Genomic DNA, 17776 nt, shown 5'->3' with positions numbered 1-17776 from the left:
CGTCGAGCCTACGGACCGTCGCTGACACTCCGGAGAGGAGTTGGGAAAATCCGGCCGCTCATGCGGACCGATCCCGCACCACTGGATCAGCAACCAGCCCCACCACGGCTGATGGCCGTCGGCGTCGCGACTGACAAGCACTGATGCTGACCACTTGCTGACCGGGACGTGCCTCCGCACACCCCAGCCCTCAACAGGAACTGCCACAGGAAGACGAACTGCTGCCGCAGGATGACGAGCTGCTGCCACAGGAAGACGAGCTACAGGACGACGAACCGCTGCCGGAGCAGGAGGAGGAACCGCCGCAAGAACCGGACGGCGAGGGGTCGCAGGCGTCACCCGCGGCGTACCAGGACGAACCGCTGGACGCCGTGCCGGCGCCTGCTGTCGCTGATGCCGCCCCCGTACCGCTGATCGCCGGCCCCGCCCCGTACCGCTGCCCACTCCCCCGGCCGTACCCGGACGCCTGCCGACCCAGATCGGCCCAGGCACGCCGCCAGGCCCGACGCACGAGCCGGGCACACACGACCGCCATCACCAGCATGACAACGGCCACCACGATCAAAACAGTCACGATCATTTCCCCCTCCACCGGGCCGGGCGCACCGGTTGTCCGGACCATGCCCCCCGCTCTGGCGACTTCAATCTCCCCTTGAGCAAGCCAAGAGGTTCCTTCGCCCCGCGGGGGCGGGCACAGCGGCAAGGCTATGCGGAACATGCAGGATTTTGCTCGTTTGAGGACCATAAAACACCCAAACAAGCGCTGTGGTTTCATGGAAGTGCGCACATCGTGGCGCACATCATGGACAGGGAGTTGTGAGACATGGCGGCACCGCAGGCCCGGTGGAGCGCGCTGCTGGAGATGCTGACGCGCGACGGACGGATCGAAGTCGAACCGGCTGCCGAGGAGTTGGGGGTCTCCGCCGCGACGATCAGGCGCGACCTCGACGAGCTGGCTCGCCAGCAGATGGTCACCCGCACGCACGGCGGTGCCGTGATCAACGCGATCGCCTACGACCTGCCCCTGCGTTACAAGGCCGCGCGCAAGGCTCCGGAGAAGGAGCGGATCGCGGACGCGGCCGCCGGGCTGGTCAAGGCCGGCGCCGTGGTGGGGCTCAACGGCGGCACCACGACCACCGAGGTGGCGCGGGCACTGGCCACACGGGCCGACCTGAGTTCCGGCGGCGCGGAGACGGCGGTCACCGTGGTGACCAACGCCCTGAACATCGCCAACGAACTGGTCGTACGGCGCCATGTGAAGCTCGTGGTGACCGGTGGGGTGGCCAGGCCGGCGTCCTATGAGCTGATCGGGCCGCTGGCCACCGAACTGCTCGCGGAGATCGCACTGGACCAGGTCTTCATCGGGGTGGACGCCATCGACGTGGCCCACGGGGCGACCGCTCACCACGAGGGGGAGGCCGGCATCAACCGGGCGCTGGCCCGCCGCGCACAGCAGGTCGTCGCGGTCGCCGATTCCTCCAAGCTGGACCGGCGGGCCTTCGCCCGTATCTGCCCGGTGGAGGACATCGACGTCCTGGTCACCGACAAGGGCGCCTCGGACGAGCTGACCGAGGCGTTCACGGCGGCCGGTGTGGAGGTCATCCGCGCCTGACACCGCACGCCGCTTCCGGCAGCGGCTCCACCCTTGGCTCCGATGCGCTTCGCGGTGTCATCCCCGGCCGCCGCCGGCGGTCAGCCCGGCGGCGGGGTGCCGCTCCACGGGCCCGCCGCGTGCGCGACCCGCTCGCCGCCGGGCACTGGGCACGCAGGGCAGCGCGGGCTGTGTGAACCTGGCGGTCACGCCGTCCAACGGCTGCTCGCTGAGCTGGGACGCCGACGGCGACGGCCGTTTTGGCCGGCAGGGACGGCGTCACCTGGACGAAGGTGGGCACGGCCACACCGGCAGACGCGTCCGCCGCGCAGGACGTCGGGGTCTTCACGACTTCGGCCAACGGCCGGAACGGCGCTCGGGGCATCGCCGCGTTCGACGGATTCACGGTGACCTGACCGGCACGCGGTGAGGGGAGGGGGCCGGCCGCACGGGCGGCGTGGCCGTGTTCAAGGTTCCCCTGCCGCGCTCCAGGATCCGGCGGAGCGTCGGTCACGGCCGTCGACGTACGTCGCCACCACCTCGATGTCGCCGATGCGGGAGGTGTCGACGCGCCGCGGGTCGTCGCCGAGCACGACCAGGTCGGCGCGCTTGCCCGGGGAGAGGCTGCCGGCGCTGTCCTCCCAGTGGCAGGCGTAGGCACCGGCCACGGTGTAGGCGCGCAGCGCCTCCTCCACGGTGACGCCCTCGTCGGGGCCGATCACCTGGCCGGACGCGGAGGCGCGTTCGACCATGAACTGGACGGCGCGCAGCGGGGATCCTTCGGTGACCGGCCGGTCGGAGCTGCCCACGAGGGTGATGCCGTGGTCCAGGAACGCCTTGCCCCGGTACAGCCACGGCGCCCGCTCCTCGCCCATGATCGCCGCGTAGTCGTCGCCGAAGTAGCGCAGGAAGTTGGGCTGGACGACCGCGCTCACGCCGAGCCGCGCCATGCGCGACAGCTGGTCGGGGCGGATGAGGCCCGCGTGTTCGACGCGGTGCCGCACGCCGTGGCGTGGCCGGAGACGCTGGGCCCGCTCCAGGGCGTCGAGGGCGACGTCGGCGGCGCGGTCGCCGATGGCGTGCACGGCGAGCTGCCAGCCGGCGAGGTGGCCGGCCACGATCGTCTCGGTGAGCGTCTCCGGGTCGTCCTGCAACTGGCCCGTGTGGTCCAGCCCTTCGTACGGGCTGCTCAGCGCGGCGGTGCGGGCCATCATGCCGCCGTCGGTGTAGATCTTCAGGGCGCCGACGGAGAGCCAGTCGTCACCGAATCCCGTGCGCAGACCGAGGTCGAGTGCCCTGGGGATGCCGTCGGCCTCGTGCGCGGCGACGGGCCGCAGCCGGTCCGCTGAGACCATGAGCTGCACCCGGAGCGGCAACAGGCCTTTCTCGCGGGCGAGTTGGTAGGCGCCGAGTTCGACGGGGCTGTGCCCGAAGAGGGCGCCGCCGATGCCTGCCTCGGCACAGGCGGTGACGCCTTCGGCGACGCAGGTCCGGGTGGCGCGTCCGATGGCCTCGGCGAGTTCCTCCTGGGAGTACGGCAGACGCAGGGCGCGGGCTGCCCCCATCGCGCCCTCGGCGAGGAAGCCGTTCTCGTGGGGGACGCCGGCGGGGAGCCGGTCCAGGACCGCGGTGTTGACGACGCAGCCGTGTCCGGAGTCGTGCAGAACGAACACCTTGCGCCCGTGGCTCACCCGGTCGAGTTCGGCGGCGGTCAGATGGCGGCCCAGGGCACGCTGGTCGTAGCCGGCGATGCTGACCCAGGCGTCGGGCGAGGCCGTGCGGCGGACGGCGTCCGCTACGACGGCGAGCACGTCGTCGATCCGCGTGTGGCCCGCGATGCTCGGCGTGTTCTGCTTGAAGCCGGTCCAGGCCAGATGCACATGGGCGTCGATGAACCCGGGCAGCACGGTGGCGCCCTGAAGGTCGATCACCTCCCGCGCGGGCAGCGAGGTCACGGCCCCGTCCAGGCCCACGATCCGGCCCCGCCAGATGCCCAGGTCGTGGGCGACGGGGTGGGCCGGGTCCATGGTGACGAAGCGGGCGTTCGTCAGTCTGGTGCAGAGCATCGGGCGTCAGGCGTCCATGGACTCGGCGAGGGAACGGGGGCGCAGATCCGTCCAGTTGGCCTCGACGTACTCCAGGCACGCCTCCCGGGTGTTCTCCTCGAAGGCGATGGTCCACCCCCCGGGCACGTCCGCGAAGGACGGCCAGAGCGAGTGCTGGCCCTCGTCGTTCACGAGGACGAGGAAACGGCCGTCGGCGTCGTCGAAGGGGTTGGTGCTCATGTGCCGTGCCTCCTGTGAGAATTAGGTTAGGCTCGCCTAATCGCAAGTGAGCTTAGCCTTCTGCCTTTTCGCTCCACAAGGAGACGTCCATGAGGTTGGTGGGGGACGACACGTTCGCCGCGTTCGGACTGCCCGGCACACCCGGGACCGACGCGTTCTGGGCGGCCGCGCGGTCACCCGCGTCGATACCCGACGGCGACGGCTGGACCACCCTCTTCCTGTGGCGTGGGACCGGTGCGGCGACCCTCGACTTCGAGAGCTGGTCCGAGCCGGTGCCGCTGGCCCGGTTCGGTGACACGGACTGCTGGTACGCCGAGGTGCGCATGCCCGCGCGGCTGCGGGTGACGTACCGGTTCCGCGTGGGCGAGGAGGCGTACGCCGATCCGCTCAACCCGGTCGGAGCCGGCGGCGACCGGTCCATCGCCGCGACACCGGACGCGCCGGACCAGCCGCACTGGCCCGCCGTCGGCGCCGACGGTGTGCTGCCCCTCCCCCGTACCCGGATCCGCTGGGCCGGTGAACGGCTGGGCGGGCGGCGGACCGTGCGGGTGCATCCTGCGGGTGGTGGCGGGCCGGTGGTCCTGCTGCTCGACGGGGACGACTGGCTGTATCTGCACCCGGCCATGACCGCGTTCGACTCGGCGGTCGCCCGTGGGGAGATGCCGCCGGTCACGCTCGTCTTCCTGCCGGCCAAGGACAGGGAGGCGGAGTTCGCGTGCCGGCCCGAGCTGTGGGAGGCGGTCCGGGACGAACTGCTGCCGCTGGTGGCGGAGTCGGGGGTGACCGCCGAGATCGACCGGCTGGTCGTCGCCGGGCAGAGCCTCGGGGGGTTGAGCGCGGTGTACGCGGCGCTGGAGTTTCCGGAGTTGGTGTCGCGTGTGGCCTGTCAGTCGGGGTCGTTCTGGTGGACGTCCGATGCCGTGGGTTCGGCGGATCCGTTGGTGGGGCCGGTCGGCGGCGCGGTTGCCGACCGGCTGCGGAAGCGTCCCGACCTGACGGGGCTGCGGGTCGCGTTCGATGTGGGCGAACACGAGACGCGGATGCTGCCGCATTGCGAGTCGGTGGAGACCTTGGCCGAGCAGGCCGGGGCGACCGTGCGGGTTTCGCGGTCGGCCTCCGGCCATGATCGGGTGGGGTGGCGTCATGCCCTGCTGAGGGATGTCGCCTGGGCACTGGGGTCCAAGTGATTGTCCGCGGGCCGGTGGGGGTTGATCGCGCAGTTCCCCGCGCCCCTTACGGGGCGCTTCACCGCGCCACCGCAGAGCAGTAGGCCTCGTCCGTCGCCAGCAGGTTCCGGTGGGTGTCCTCGGCCGTGACGACTCCGTCGTCCACGACCAGGACCCGGTCGGCGGCGTCCAGGAGGGCCGGGCTGCTGGTGAGGACGATGGTGGTACGGCCCCGGCGCAGCTTCGCGACGTTGCGGGCGATGAGCTGTTCCGTGACCGCGTCGACGGCCGTCGTCGGATCGTGCAGGACGAGCACGTCGCTGTCGGCGGCCAGGGCGCGGGCCAGGGAGAGCCGCTGGCGCTGCCCTCCGGAGAGGTTCGCGCCGCGGTCGCGGACGGCGTAGTCGAGGCCTTCGCGGTGCAGGGCGACGACGTCGGTCAGCATGGACGCCTCGACCGCCTCGGGGACCATGCGGCTGGTGCCCGACGGGTCGATGTTCGAGCGGAGCGTCCCCGCGAAGATCTCCGCGTCGTAGGGGTTCACCAGCACGTGCTCGCGGACCGCCTCGACCGACAGGTCCGCGAGGTCCCGGCCGCCGACCCGCACCGTTCCCTCGTACGCGCCGGGCGGGACGTTCACGGCAAGGATCGACGCGAGGTCGGCCGCCGCGCGCGGCTGGTACGCGGCGATCGCCACGAACTCCCCCGCCGACACCTGGAACTTCAGCTTGCGCAGGGTGCCGTACCGGACGCAGTCGAGCTCCACGTCCCCGCTCTCCGCCGGGCGTTGGGCTCCCGGCGTCATCACCGGCGGCGCGGTCAGCACCAGCGCCATGCGTTCGGCCGAGGCGCGCGCCATCATCACGTACTTCGGCATCTCCGAGAACAACTTCAACGGCTCCATGATGAACTGCGCCAGGCCCACGGCCATGACCAGTTCGCCGATGCTGATCCGGCCGTCGAACGCCAGCCAGCCGGCCAGCAGCGTCACGGCGCCGGCGAGCGCCGCGTTGAGGGCCAGGGCCGTGCCCGCGTAGGCGCCGTTCACCTTGGCGACGGTGATCGCCTGGACCTTCGCCTCCGTGCTGACCTCGCGATAGGAGCGGAACGCCGCGTGGTTGCCGCCGAAGCCGTGCAGCGGGCGCAGGCCGGTGATGAGGTCGGCGACCTTCGCGCCCGCCCGCGCCACCCGGGCCTGCTGTTCCTGGGTGCTGGTGCCGATCTTCTTGGACAGCACGCTCAGGCACGACAGGATCGCGAGGGTTCCCACGATGACCAGCAGGCCGAGCCGGATGTCGGCCAGGCCCAGGGCGACCGCCGCGACCACCACCGCGACCAGCGAGCTGATCAGCAGCGGCACCACCTCGATGATGTCGGCGGTCTGGTCGGCGTCCTCGGTGGCGATGGTCAGCACCTCGCCGGACTTGAGGTCGACGTCCCTGGCCACCGGCTGGAGACCGCAGGCCGCGACCTTGACCCGCCAGCGGTGCGCCTCCGTCGTGTTGGCCTTCTGCAGGATACGCATCCCGAACCGCCAGGACAGCGACACGGTCGTGATGATCACGGCCAGGACGGCGATCGAGAGGCCGAGCGCGCCGAGGCTGCGGTCCCGCATCGTGTGCTCGACGATCAGGCCGAGCGCGATGGGGAAGGCCGTCTCGCCCGCCTGGTACAGGCCCATGAGGAGGGTGCCGCCGGCCATGGCGCCGACGTTGCGGCGCAGGGCGGTGCGGAGGATGTCGGACCCCGAGCGGGGCCGCTGCGTGTCAGGAGTTGTCATCGAGGTGGCGGGCAATCGCTTCCGGGGTGCGCAGGGTGAACAGGTCTCGGATGGTGATCACTGGACCGTACTCGCGGCGGAGCAGCCCGATCAGCCGCACCGCCAGCATGGAATGTCCTCCGAGGGACACGAAGTCGCTCACCGCGCTCACCTCGTCGTCGTCCAGGTCCAGTGCCTCGGCGAAGTACTCGCACACCACGGTCTCGGTCTCGGTCGCGGGTCCCCGCTCCCCCACCGTGGTCAGCGCGCCCAGCGGCTTGGCCTCCGGCAGCGCCTTGGTGTCAGCCTTCCCGTTCACCGTCAGCGGGATGCTGTCGACCTGGGCGTAGTGCGTGGGGCGCAGGAAGTCCGGCAGTCCGGCGCCCACTTCGGCCGCCACCGTCGCCAACTCCGCCCCGTCCAGCACCAGGTAGGCGGCCAGCCGATATGAACCGTCGACCTGCGGGTCGGGCTGGGCGACCGCGGCGGCGAACCGCACCGCCGGGTGCGCCGCGAACACGGCCTCCACCTCGCCGAGTTCGACGCGGTGCCCGCGGATCTTGACCTGCTGGTCGGTGCGGCCCAGGTACATCAGGTTGCCGTCGGGCCGGCGGACCACCAGGTCCCCGGTGCGGTACATGCGCTCGCCTGGTTCCCCGAAGGGGCAGGCGACGAAGCGGTGCGCGGTCTGGGCGGGCTGTCCGAGGTAGCCGCGCGCGATGCCGATGCCCGACACGTACAGCTCACCGGGGACGCCGTCCGGCAGGGGGCGCAGCCAGGGGTCGAGGACGTACACGTCGGTGTTGTCGATCGCGACGCCCACCACCGGGTCCTGGCACTCGAAGGTGCCGACGCCGAGGGTGTTGATGGTGTACTCGGTGGGTCCGTAGAGGTTGTAGCCGACCGTTCCCCGGGTCTCGGCGAGCCGCTGCCACAGCGTCGGGGTGACGGCCTCGCCGCCGAGCAGCACCAGCGGCGGCCGGCGTTCCGGGTCGTCGAGCAGGCCCTCGGCCACGAGCTGCTGTGCGTAGGTCGGGGTCACGTTGACGACGTCGATCCCGTGCTCCAGGCAGTACGCGACCAGCCGGGGCGCGTCGCGCCGCAACTCCTCGTCGCAGATGTGCACTTCATGCCCGTCGGCGAGCCACAGCAGCTCCTCCCAGGACATGTCGAACGCGAACGACACGGTGTGCGCGATGCGGAAGATCCGGTGGCCGTGTTCCGCCAGCACCGGTTCGAAGACCCGGCGCTGATGGTTGATCAGCATGTTGGTGAGTCCGGCGAACTCGGTCACCACGCCCTTGGGCTTGCCGGTCGATCCCGAGGTGTAGATCGTGTAGGCGGGGTGCCGCAGGCGGTCGGGGTCGTCCGGCGCGAACGTCACGTACGGCTGGGCCTCGGGCAGCGGGCGGTCCAGCTCGATCAGGTCGGCGTCCAGTGAGGCCAGCCGGGGTGACACGCCGCTCACGGTGAGGATCACCTCCGGGCGGGCGTCCTCGACGATCGCGGCGATCCGCTCGTCCGGGTGGTCCAGCTCCAGCGGCACGTACGCGGCGCCGACCCGCAGCACGGCGAACAGCGCCACGATCGAGTCGAGGGAGCGCGGGATCGCGAGCCCCACGTTCGTCTCGGGGCCGATGCCCCGCCGGGCGAGCACACCGGCCACCGCACGGCTGCGGTCCCGGAGTTCGGCGAACGTCATCGTCGCACCGTGGGCGACGAGCGCGACCCGCTCCGGTGCCCGGTCCGCCGCCTGGTCGAACCGGTCGATGACGGTGTCCGTGCCGACGTCCGTACGCTCGCCCCGCGAGGGTTCCGGCCCCAGGCCCCGCAGCGCGCCCACCGGGCCGGTCGACCGGGCCAGGTCCTCCAGCACGCGCAGGTAGTCGTCGAGGAGACGGCGGGCGTTCCCGGTGTCCTGGTCGCGGTACTCCAGCTTGACGGTCAGCCGGTCGCCGGGCGTGACGACCCAGGTGAACGGATAGTGCGTGGAGTCGTCGGCCTGCACCGAGTTGATGCCGTGCCGGGCGTTCATCTCGGCGAAGGCGTCCAGGTCCAGGAAGTTCTGGAGCACGAACAGGTTGTCGAACAGGGTGTCGTGCCCACTGGCCCGCTGGATCTCGCCGAGCCCCAGGTGCTCGTGCTCCATCGCCTCGACCCTGGCCGTCTGCACGGCCGAGAGGTAGTCGCGGACCGTGTCGTCGGGCCGGGGCCGCGTCCACATCGGCACGGTGTTGAGCAGCACGCCGACGATGTCGGACAGCCCCTCGCCCTCCCGGCCGGACACCGTCACGCCGAACACGGCGTCGCTGCGGCCGGTGTGGGCGCCGAGGAGAAGGCCGAACGCGCCGGTCAGCACGGAGTTCAGCGTGACGCCGTGCGTCCTGGCAGCGTCCCGCAGCAGGCGGGACTGCTCGGCGGACAGCGTGTGCACGAGCGCGCGCGGCAGGTCGTCCGAGAAGGTCGGCGCCGGTCCGGCGAGCAATGTGGGGCCGGGGAGGCCGGCCAGGTGATCCGCCCAGAAGCGCTCCGAGACGGCGGAGTCCTTGGCGTCGAGCGCCCGGGCGTAGTCCTCGAAGCTCGGCGTGGCCGGAACCGCGTCGAGGGGCCGTCCCGCGACGGCCGCCCCGTAGGCGTCGAACAGGTCCCGCAGCACGATCTCGCGGGACCAGCCGTCCCACAGCAGCAGGTGGTAGCTGAGCAGCAGGCCGTCGCGGTCACCGGGCAGACGCACCACGGTCAGCCGGATCAGCGGCGGTTCGCCCGGGTCGAACCCGGTGTCGCGGTCCCGGGCCCGCAGGGCGTCGACCTCGGCGTCCGTCGACAGCTCGATCGTGCGGACGTCGACCCGCCGGCCGGCCTTGAGGACCTGGACCGGATTGCCGTCGGAGTCGGTCGTGAAGCCCGCGCCGACCACCGGGTGCCGGGCGATCACGTACGCCATCGCCTCGGCCAGCGCGCCCGTGTCCAGGCGCCGGTCGAACGTGAACCAGCTCTGTGCCACGTAGTGCCCGGCCGAGCCCGCCATCTGGGCCTGGAAGTACAGGCCCCCCTGGAGCGGGGTGACCGGTGCGGTGCGCTCGGCCGTCGTGGCGGTGTCCGCGATGCGCCGGAGGGCACGGTGCCAGTGCTCAGTGATCTCGTCGGGGACGCCCTCGGCGAGGGTGAAGGCCGTGTGCAGGCTCCCGGTGGACTCGTCGAGCCAGGCGTTGACCTCGACGGCGTACGGGCTGCCCTGGTCGCCGCCGGTGAGGTGCACCGCCTGGGACTCGCTGCCCCGGCCGAGGTAGTTGAACAGCACCTGCGGGCGGGCGGTGGCGAGCAGTGGCGCTGTCTGCGGGTTGAGATGCCTGAGCTGTCCGTAGGCGATGTGGGCGCGCTCGTCCGGCTGGCGTTCGGCGACCTCGCGGGCCGCCGCGACGGGATCGGTGTGCGCGGTGAGGCGTACGGGTGCGATCGCGGTGAACCAGCCGACCGTACGGGTGTAGTCGTGGTGTTCCAGCACCGGGACCCGGCCGTGCCGCTCCAGGTCGATCGCGAGGTCGGTGGGCGAGGGCTGCACGTGGGTCAGCGCGGTGCGGAGGGCTCCGCACAGCAGCTCGGTGAGACCGACGCCGAGTGCGGCGGGGGCGGTGCGGGTCAGGCGGTCGGTGGCTTCGGGCGGGAGGACGACCGTGGTCTCCCGCAGTCCCTCGACGGCGGGGAGCAGCGGGGGCGCCTGGAGCGTGGTGAGCCAGTGCCCGAGGTCGTCGGTCGCGTGGGTGGACCGGAGGGCCAGGGCTTCGGCGTACTCGGCGTACGACGTCGTCGCAGCGGCCAGGGCTTCCCCGCGGAGGGCAGTGGCCAGGTCGTCCAGCAGGATCAGCCAGGACACCGAGTCGACGGCGAGGTGGTGCACGGTGACGACCAGGGTCCGGCTCGCCTCCAGCCACGCGAAGGCGACGACCTCGCCCGACTCGGGGTCGAGCCGCCCGGCGGCGTCGTTCGCGGCGGTCGTGACGTCGGCGGTGTCCGGGCGTACGACGGTGATGTCACGGGCGGGTTCGGTGCGGAGGGTCCACACTCCGTGTCCGGTACCGAGCCTCAGTCGCAGGGTGGGGTGTGCGGCGACTACGGCGTTCGCGGCGCGTTCGACATCGGCGAAGGAGCTGTCCGGGACCACGAGCGTTCTGGCCTGGGCGAAGCGGGTGAGTGAGCCGCCCAGTTCGCGTTGGCGCAGGATGATCGGCGTCGGAGGAAGGGGGCCGTCCGCGCGGTGGGTGGGGGCGGTGGCTTGTGGTGTGCGCGTCGGCAGGTGTTCGGCGAGCGCGCGGGGGGTCTTGTGGAGGAACACGTCCCGGGGGGCTATGGGCAGGCCGAGTGTCCTGGCCCTGTTCACGACCGTGATGGCGATGATGCTGTCGCCTCCGGCGTGGAAGAAGTCGGTGTCGGCGGTCACTTCCTTGCCGGGCAGTGTCTGGGTGAAGATGTCGACGAGTGCGGCTACAGCTGAGATCTCGTCTGCGGGTACGTCGTGGCTTGGCGCGCCCAGCGGCGGAGCCGCGAATTGATACAGCCCCGCGCCCCCACATGCCTGTTCCGCCAAGGCCCTTCGATCCAGCTTGCCGTTCACCGTCAGCGGCAGGGCGTCGATCGTGAGCACCTGTCCAGGCACCATGTGCACGGGCAGCTTCGCGGCCAGTTGCTCGGCGAAGTCCCCCGGTACCCGGCCCACCACGTGCGCCACCAGGTGGTCGCCGGTGCCGGCCACCGTCACGGCCACGTCGATCACGCCGTCGAGGTCGCGGATCGCGGTCTCGACCTCGCCCAGCTCGATGCGGAAGCCCTTGAGCTGGACCTGGTCGTCGGCGCGGCCTGTGAACTCCAGCTCACCGTCGAGGGTGCGGCGGGCGAGGTCGCCCGTGTGGTACATGCGGGAGCCGTCACCCGCGAAGGGGTTCGCCACGAACCGGCCCGCGGTGAGGCCGGGCCTGCCCAGGTAGCCGAGCGACACCTGGTCGCCGGCGACGTAGATGGCGCCCACCCGGCCCGGCGGCACCGGGCGGAGCCGGTCGTCGAGGAGGTGAGTGACCAAGCCGGGTATGGGGCTCCCGATCGGGCTGACGTCGTCGCCGCGGCCGAAGTCCTCCTCCGTCAGCACGCGGTGGGTGACGTGGACCGTCGTCTCGGTGATGCCGTACATGTTGACCAGCTCGGGCGAGCCGGTGCCGTGCCGCTCGACCCAGCCGCGCAGCCGCCCGAGGTCCAGGGCCTCGCCGCCGAAGATGACGCGGCGCAGGGCGGGCAGGGGCTCGCCGGCGTGCCGGTCGGCCTCGATGAACTGGTAGAAGGCGGACGGCGTCTGGTTGAGCACGGTCACTCCGCGCTCGCGGACCAGCCGGTGGAAGTCGACCGGGGAGCGGGTCAGCCCGTACTCCGGTACCAGCAGCTCACCGCCGTGCGCGAGCGCTCCCCACAGCTCCCAGACCGCGAAGTCGAAGGAGAAGGAGTGGAACTGGACCCAGACGTCGTGCGGTCCGAAGTCCATGTCGGGCCGGGTGTTGGCGAGCAGCGTCACCACGCTGGAGTGCGGGACGACGACGCCCTTGGGTCGGCCGGTAGATCCGGACGTGTAGATCACGTACGCGGGATCGTGCCAACCGGCCCCGGGGCCCGGTTCGGTCGTGGCCTGCGGAAGGTCGTCTCCTTGGACGAGTACGCGGGCCTGTACGCCCGTACGGGTCAGGAGTTCCGCGAAGCGGTCGCGCTGTTCCCTGTCCACGAGGACGACCTGCGGGGCGGCATCGGCGAGGATGTGCTCCAGCCGTTCGTCCGGGTAGGCGAGGTCCAGCGGTACGTACGCGCCGCCCGCGGTGACGATGGCGACCAGGGCGACGACCTGCTCGACGGACCGCGGGACGGCGACGGCGACCCGCCGGCCGGGGCCGACACCGGCCGCGCGCAGAGCCGAGGCCAACTCGTCCTTGGCCTGCGCCAGTTCGCCGTAGGTCAGGGACCGGGTGCCGCCGTCGAGACCGCACTGGGTGACGGCGGTGGCGGCCGGGTCGCGCCGCGCGGCTGCGTCGAACAGGCCGCCGAGGGTGGTCGGCGTGATGCGCGCGGGGCGCCGGGCGCCCTCGGACGCCACGTCGTCGACCAGGGTGTCCGGTCGGGTGAGCAGGGCGGTGAGGGTGGAGGTGAACGTGCGCAGGATCGCCTGGGCGGTGGTCTCCGGCAGCAGCTCGCCGTCGTAGATCAGGTTGAAGCGCGGGCGGCCGTCGAATGCGCGTTCCACGACCAGGGTCAGCGGGTAGTGCGGTGCGCCCTCGTTGACGAGGTCGGTGACGACCAGGGTGTCGCCGGGCCGGCGCAGCGCGTCCACGTCGGTCGCCACGTCGAACACCACCAGGGTGTCGAACAGGGAGCCTGCTTCGGCCTGGCGGCCGATCCTGGCGAGTGAGACGTGCTGGTGCGGCAGGACCGCGCCCTGGTGTTCCCGGACCGAGGCGAGCAGGTCCCGGGCGGTGGTGGTGGCGGTCCAACGGGCGCGGACGGGGATCGTGTTGATGAACAGGCCCGCCATGTCCTCGATGCCGGGCACGTCCGCGTCGCGGCCGGACACCGTGGAGCCGAACACCACGTCCTGTCCGTGCAGGATGCCGCCCAGCGTGACCGCCCAGGCGCTGTGCACGGCCACGCTCAGGGGCACGCCGGCCGACCGGGCGGCCGCGTCGATGTCCTGGTCCGGGCGCACGGCGGTGTCGGCGAACCGGTCGGACGGGGTGTGCCCCTCGGCGACCAGCGACGGGCCGGGCAGGTCGGCGAGCTGCTCGCGCCACACCCGGTCGCTCTCGTCGGCGTCGCGTCCGGCGAGCCAGCGTACGTAGTCGGCGAAGCCGCCGATCGGGTACACGGTCCCCGGCGCGTGGTACTCGGCGAGCAGCGCGCGGAGCATCGGCGGCACCGACCAGCCGTCGGCGATGATGTGGTGCACGGTCTGCACGAGGACGTGCCGGCCGGGACCCGAGCGGACGAGGGTGTACCGCATCAACGGGCCCGTTGCCAGGTCGAATCCGGCGCGGCGGTCCCGCTCGGCCAGGTCGCGCAGCTCGGCGTCGGTGATGCCGGGGCGGTCCAGGGTGGTGAAGGGCGCCTCGACGCCGCTCTCCAGTACGGAGACCACGCGGCCGTCGGCGAGGGCCACGAACCGCGCGGCGAGGTTCGGGTAGAGCGTGAGCAGCCGGGTGGCGGCCGCCGCGAGCCGGTCGGCGTCCACCTCGCCGTCCAGGGTGAGCAGTTGCTGTTCGACGTAGGCGCCGGCCGAGTCGTCGTCGAAGACGGAGTGGAAGTACAGGCCTTCCTGCAAGGGCGTCAGCGGCAGGATGTCCCGCAGCGCCGGGCCGTCCAGGGCGTCGACGTCGGTCTGGGTCAGCGGCACCAGGGGGAAGTCGCTGGGCGAGTGGCCGCCGTGCGGGTCGAGTGCGGCCAGTCCTGCCAGGGCGTCCCGGAAGTAGCCGCCGAGGGTGGCGATGTCCTCGTCGGTGAACATGCCGTCGGGCCAGGAGATGGTGGTGACCAGGTCGTATTCGCCGGTCGGGGCCGGTTCGGCGATGGCGTTGAACTCCAGGGCGCGAGGCAGGCGCATCCGCGGATCGCGCTTCTCGCCCAACTGGCCGGTCGCCTGGGCGAGTTGCCAGTCTCCGGGCTCTCCGGCGGCGAAGCGGCCCAGGTAGTTGAAGAGCACCTGCGGTGCGGGCGCGTCGAACTCGGTGTCGGTCAGGTACCGCAGGGCGCCGTAGGAGACGCCGTTGTCCGGCACCCGGGCGAGGTCTTCCTTGACCGCCTTGAGGGCTGCGGTCAGGTAGGCGGGGGCGGTGAAGTCGGCCGCGGTGCCGGGGTCGACGGTGACCGGGAAGAGGGTGGTGAACCAGCCGACGGTCCGCGACAGTTCTGGCTCGAAGCCGGCGGAGGGCGCCACGAACTGTCCTTCGCGGCCGTGGCCCTCCAGTTCGATGTGCGCGAAGGTCTGGTCCTGCCCCAGGTCGCGGCGCCACCGGGCGAGCGCGACGGCGAGCCCGGTCAGCAGGACGTCGTTGACGCCCGCGTGGAACCTCGCGGGGATGTCGCCCAGCAGCGCGGACGTGATCTCCGGGCCGGCCGAGACGGTCCGCAGTCGCTCCGTGGCGACGGTGTCGGCGTCGGACAGGGCGCGCCGGCCCACCGGTTGGTCCGCTGCGGGCAGCGGGCGCCAGTAGTAGGAACTGTCCGCGTCGAAGGCCGCGCGCTCCAGCAGTTGCGTCCAGCGCCGGAAGGACGTGCCCACCGGGGGCAGCTCGACGGGGGTGCCCGAGGTGAACTGGCGCCAAGCCGTGGCCAGGTCGTCCATCAGAATCCGCCAGGACACACCGTCGATCACCACGTGATGGGCGACCAGGACCAGCTGCCCTGCCGCGCGGCGCCAGACGGCGCGCAGCATCACACCGTTGTCGGGATCCAGGGCGTCGGTGGCCAGTGCGACGCACGCGTCGAGCGGCCGGTCGCTCTCCTGCCATCCGGCGACGGCCCGGTCGGGCTCAGGGATGTCGAAGCTCCAGCGGCTTGCGCGCACCAACCTGGCGCGCAGCATGTCGTGCCTGCGGACCACGGCGGTGAGGATCTCGTCGAGCGCGTCGGCGGTCAGGTCCGGCGGGGTGTTCAGCACGACGGACTGCACGAAGCCGTCGATCGCGTCGGTGGTCTCGCCGAGCCACTGCACGATGGGCGAACCCACGACGGACCCGGTCGGGACATCGCGGTGGTCGACGGTGGAGACGTCCTCCCGGCTCGCGACTGCGGCCAGGGCCCCCACGGTGCTGTGGGTGAAGATCTGCCGTGCCGTGACGTAGAGGCCCGCGTCGCGCAGGGCGGTCAGCAGCGAGATCGCCAGGATGCTGTCGCCGCCGAGCTGGAAGAAGTCCTGGTCGACGCCGACCTCTTCGAGCCGCAGCACCGCCGCCACCGCCGCGCAGACCGCGCGTTCGTTCTCGGTGGTGGGCCGTACGAACGTGCCTGTGCCGATCCTTGGCTCCGGCAGGGCGTTGCGGTCGAGCTTGCCGTTGGCGGTGAGGGGGAACTCCGTCATGACGACGATGTGGGCGGGCACCATGTACTCGATCATGTGCTCGGTGGCCCACGCCTTGACCTCGTCGGCGCGCAGGTCCTCGCTGCCGGCGGCCGGGATGACGTAGCCCACCAGGTAGGTGCCGCCCGCCGCGTTCTTCCGGGCGACGACGCAGGTGTGCCGTACGCCGGGGTGCTCGGCAAGGCCGACCTCGACGTCCTCGATCTCCAGGCGCATGCCGCGGATCTTGATCTGGTTGTCGGCGCGGCCGAGGAAGTCCAGGGAGCCGTCCGGGGCGAACCGGGCGAGGTCGCCGGTGCGGTAGAGGCGGGAGCCGTCGTCGGCGAAGGGGTTGGCGATGAACCGGGATGCCGTCAGACCGGGCGCGTTGACGTAGCCGCGCCCCAGGAGGAACCCGCCCACGTACAGTTCGCCGCCGACGCCGACGGGGACCGGGCGCAACTCCTCGTCGAGGACGTACAGCTGGGTGTTGGGGTTGGCCTTGCCGATGGAGGTGGACAGGCGTTCCGCCTCTCCTCGGTAGATGACGTGCGAGACGCCGATGGTCGTCTCGGCGGGGCCGTAGCCGTGGTACATGGGGATGTCGAGCTTGGTGCGGAACCGCTCGTACAGCTCCGGGGTCAGCACCTCGCCGCCGCACCAGACGTGCCTGAGGCTGTCCAGGCGGCCGGAGTCGCCGGCGATCTCCAGCAGCACGTCCAGCATGGACGACACCAGATAGGTGAAGGTGACGCGCTGTTCGGCGATGACGCTCAGCAGGTGGTGCGGGTCGCGTTCGCCGCCGGGGCGCAGCACCACCAGCCGGGCGCCGGACACCAGCGGCAGGAATATCTCGTTGATGGAGATGTCGAAGGACAACGGCGCCTTGAACAGCGAGGCGTCGTCGTGGCCGAAGCCCAGGATCTCGTTCACCTGCCACAGCAGGCGCTCGCTGATCGCCTCGTGCCGGATCATGGCGCCCTTGGGCCGTCCGGTGGAGCCGGACGTGAAGATCACGTAGGCGAGGGCGTCGCCGTGGACGGTGACACCGGTCCCCCCGGTGGGGTGGGAACCGTGGCGCCAGTCGTCGAGGTCGACGGCCACGGCGGGCGGTTCGGCCGGGTCGTGCTCGCCCGAGTCGTTGAGCTGCACGACGACCCGGGCGTCCTCGATGACGACGGCCCGGCGCGCGGCGGGCCACTGCGGATCGAGTGGCACGAACGCGCACCCCGCCTGGAGCACGGCGAGCAGTCCGACGACCATCTCGGCGGAGCGGCCCAGTGAGATGCCGACGACCTGTTCGTGGCCGAGGCCGCGCTCGATCAGGTGGTGGGCCAACTGGCTGGAGAGTTCGGCTGCCTGACGGTAGGTCAGTGAACGGTGCTCGTCCACGATGGCGACGGCGTCCGGCCTGGTCCGTGCCTGCTCGCGGAACATCTCGACGATGGTCGGGCGGCTCCGGTCGGCCCCGGTGTCGTTCCAGCGGGCCAGGAGTTCGAGCCTCTCGGCGACGCTGGAGGGTCCGATGGTGCCGAGGGGCCGGTCCGGGAAGTCGGCCAGGTCGTCCAGCGCGAGCTGTGCCTCGGCCGGCGAGACGCCGTCGGGCACGCGGATGCTCCGGCCGTCGGCGCCGACCTCCCAGTCACCGGGTCCGGCCCCGCCGTTGTCGACCCATCCGAGGACGTCGGCGAACAGGGTGCCGGAGGTGAGGTCGATGCCGTCGGGGCTCTCGCCCGTAGTCCAGTACGACAGCCCGATGGCGCAGGCTTCGGTGATGGTCCTGTCGGAGTGGTCGCCGGTCCGCCGGCGTACGTCGGCCAGGCGTGCGGGAGAAAGCCGTACGAGACGAGCGCTCGGTTCCATCATCGAAGACTCAGCACCCTTTCAAGGAAACCA

6 protein-coding genes are annotated in these 17776 nt (G+C 71.7%); 2 read left to right on the top strand and 4 right to left on the bottom strand.

Annotated features, from left to right (window positions below):
- Positions 1-823 precede the first annotated feature (823 nt).
- Positions 824-1612: a DeoR/GlpR family DNA-binding transcription regulator gene (locus ABZ192_RS03625; RefSeq protein ID WP_356922855.1), complete on the top strand. Its 789-nt coding sequence runs from the start codon at positions 824-826 to the stop codon at positions 1610-1612.
- A 446-nt stretch (positions 1613-2058) separates the two neighbouring features.
- Here ABZ192_RS03625 and ABZ192_RS03620 read toward each other — a convergent pair whose 3' ends face one another.
- A complete protein-coding gene (locus ABZ192_RS03620; protein WP_356922854.1) occupies positions 2059-3657 on the bottom strand; it encodes an amidohydrolase in 1599 nt (532 codons plus the stop codon).
- A 6-nt stretch (positions 3658-3663) separates the two neighbouring features.
- On the bottom strand, positions 3664-3876 hold the full coding sequence (locus ABZ192_RS03615) for an MbtH family protein (protein ID WP_086599049.1): 213 nt from the start codon (positions 3874-3876) through the stop codon (positions 3664-3666).
- Between the two features lie 89 nt (positions 3877-3965).
- Between ABZ192_RS03615 and ABZ192_RS03610 the strand changes: the two genes are divergently transcribed.
- The gene (locus tag ABZ192_RS03610; RefSeq protein WP_356922853.1) at positions 3966-5063 is read left to right on the top strand and encodes an alpha/beta hydrolase-fold protein; all 1098 of its coding nucleotides are present in this window, start codon (positions 3966-3968) and stop codon (positions 5061-5063) included.
- A gap of 58 nt (positions 5064-5121) precedes the next feature.
- Here ABZ192_RS03610 and ABZ192_RS03605 read toward each other — a convergent pair whose 3' ends face one another.
- Both ABZ192_RS03605 and ABZ192_RS03600 read right to left on the bottom strand, forming a co-directional pair.
- Positions 5122-6822: an ABC transporter ATP-binding protein gene (locus tag ABZ192_RS03605; protein WP_356922852.1), complete on the bottom strand. Its 1701-nt coding sequence runs from the start codon at positions 6820-6822 to the stop codon at positions 5122-5124.
- Positions 6809-17746: an amino acid adenylation domain-containing protein gene (locus ABZ192_RS03600; RefSeq protein WP_356922851.1), complete on the bottom strand. Its 10938-nt coding sequence runs from the start codon at positions 17744-17746 to the stop codon at positions 6809-6811. Before ABZ192_RS03600 ends, ABZ192_RS03605 begins: the two co-directional genes overlap by 14 nt.
- Positions 17747-17776 lie beyond the last annotated feature (30 nt).

The sequence above is a fragment of the Streptomyces sp. NPDC006235 genome (assembly GCF_040613735.1).
GTDB lineage: Bacteria > Actinomycetota > Actinomycetes > Streptomycetales > Streptomycetaceae > Streptomyces.
This window is presented reverse-complemented; position numbering and strand designations above follow the sequence as displayed.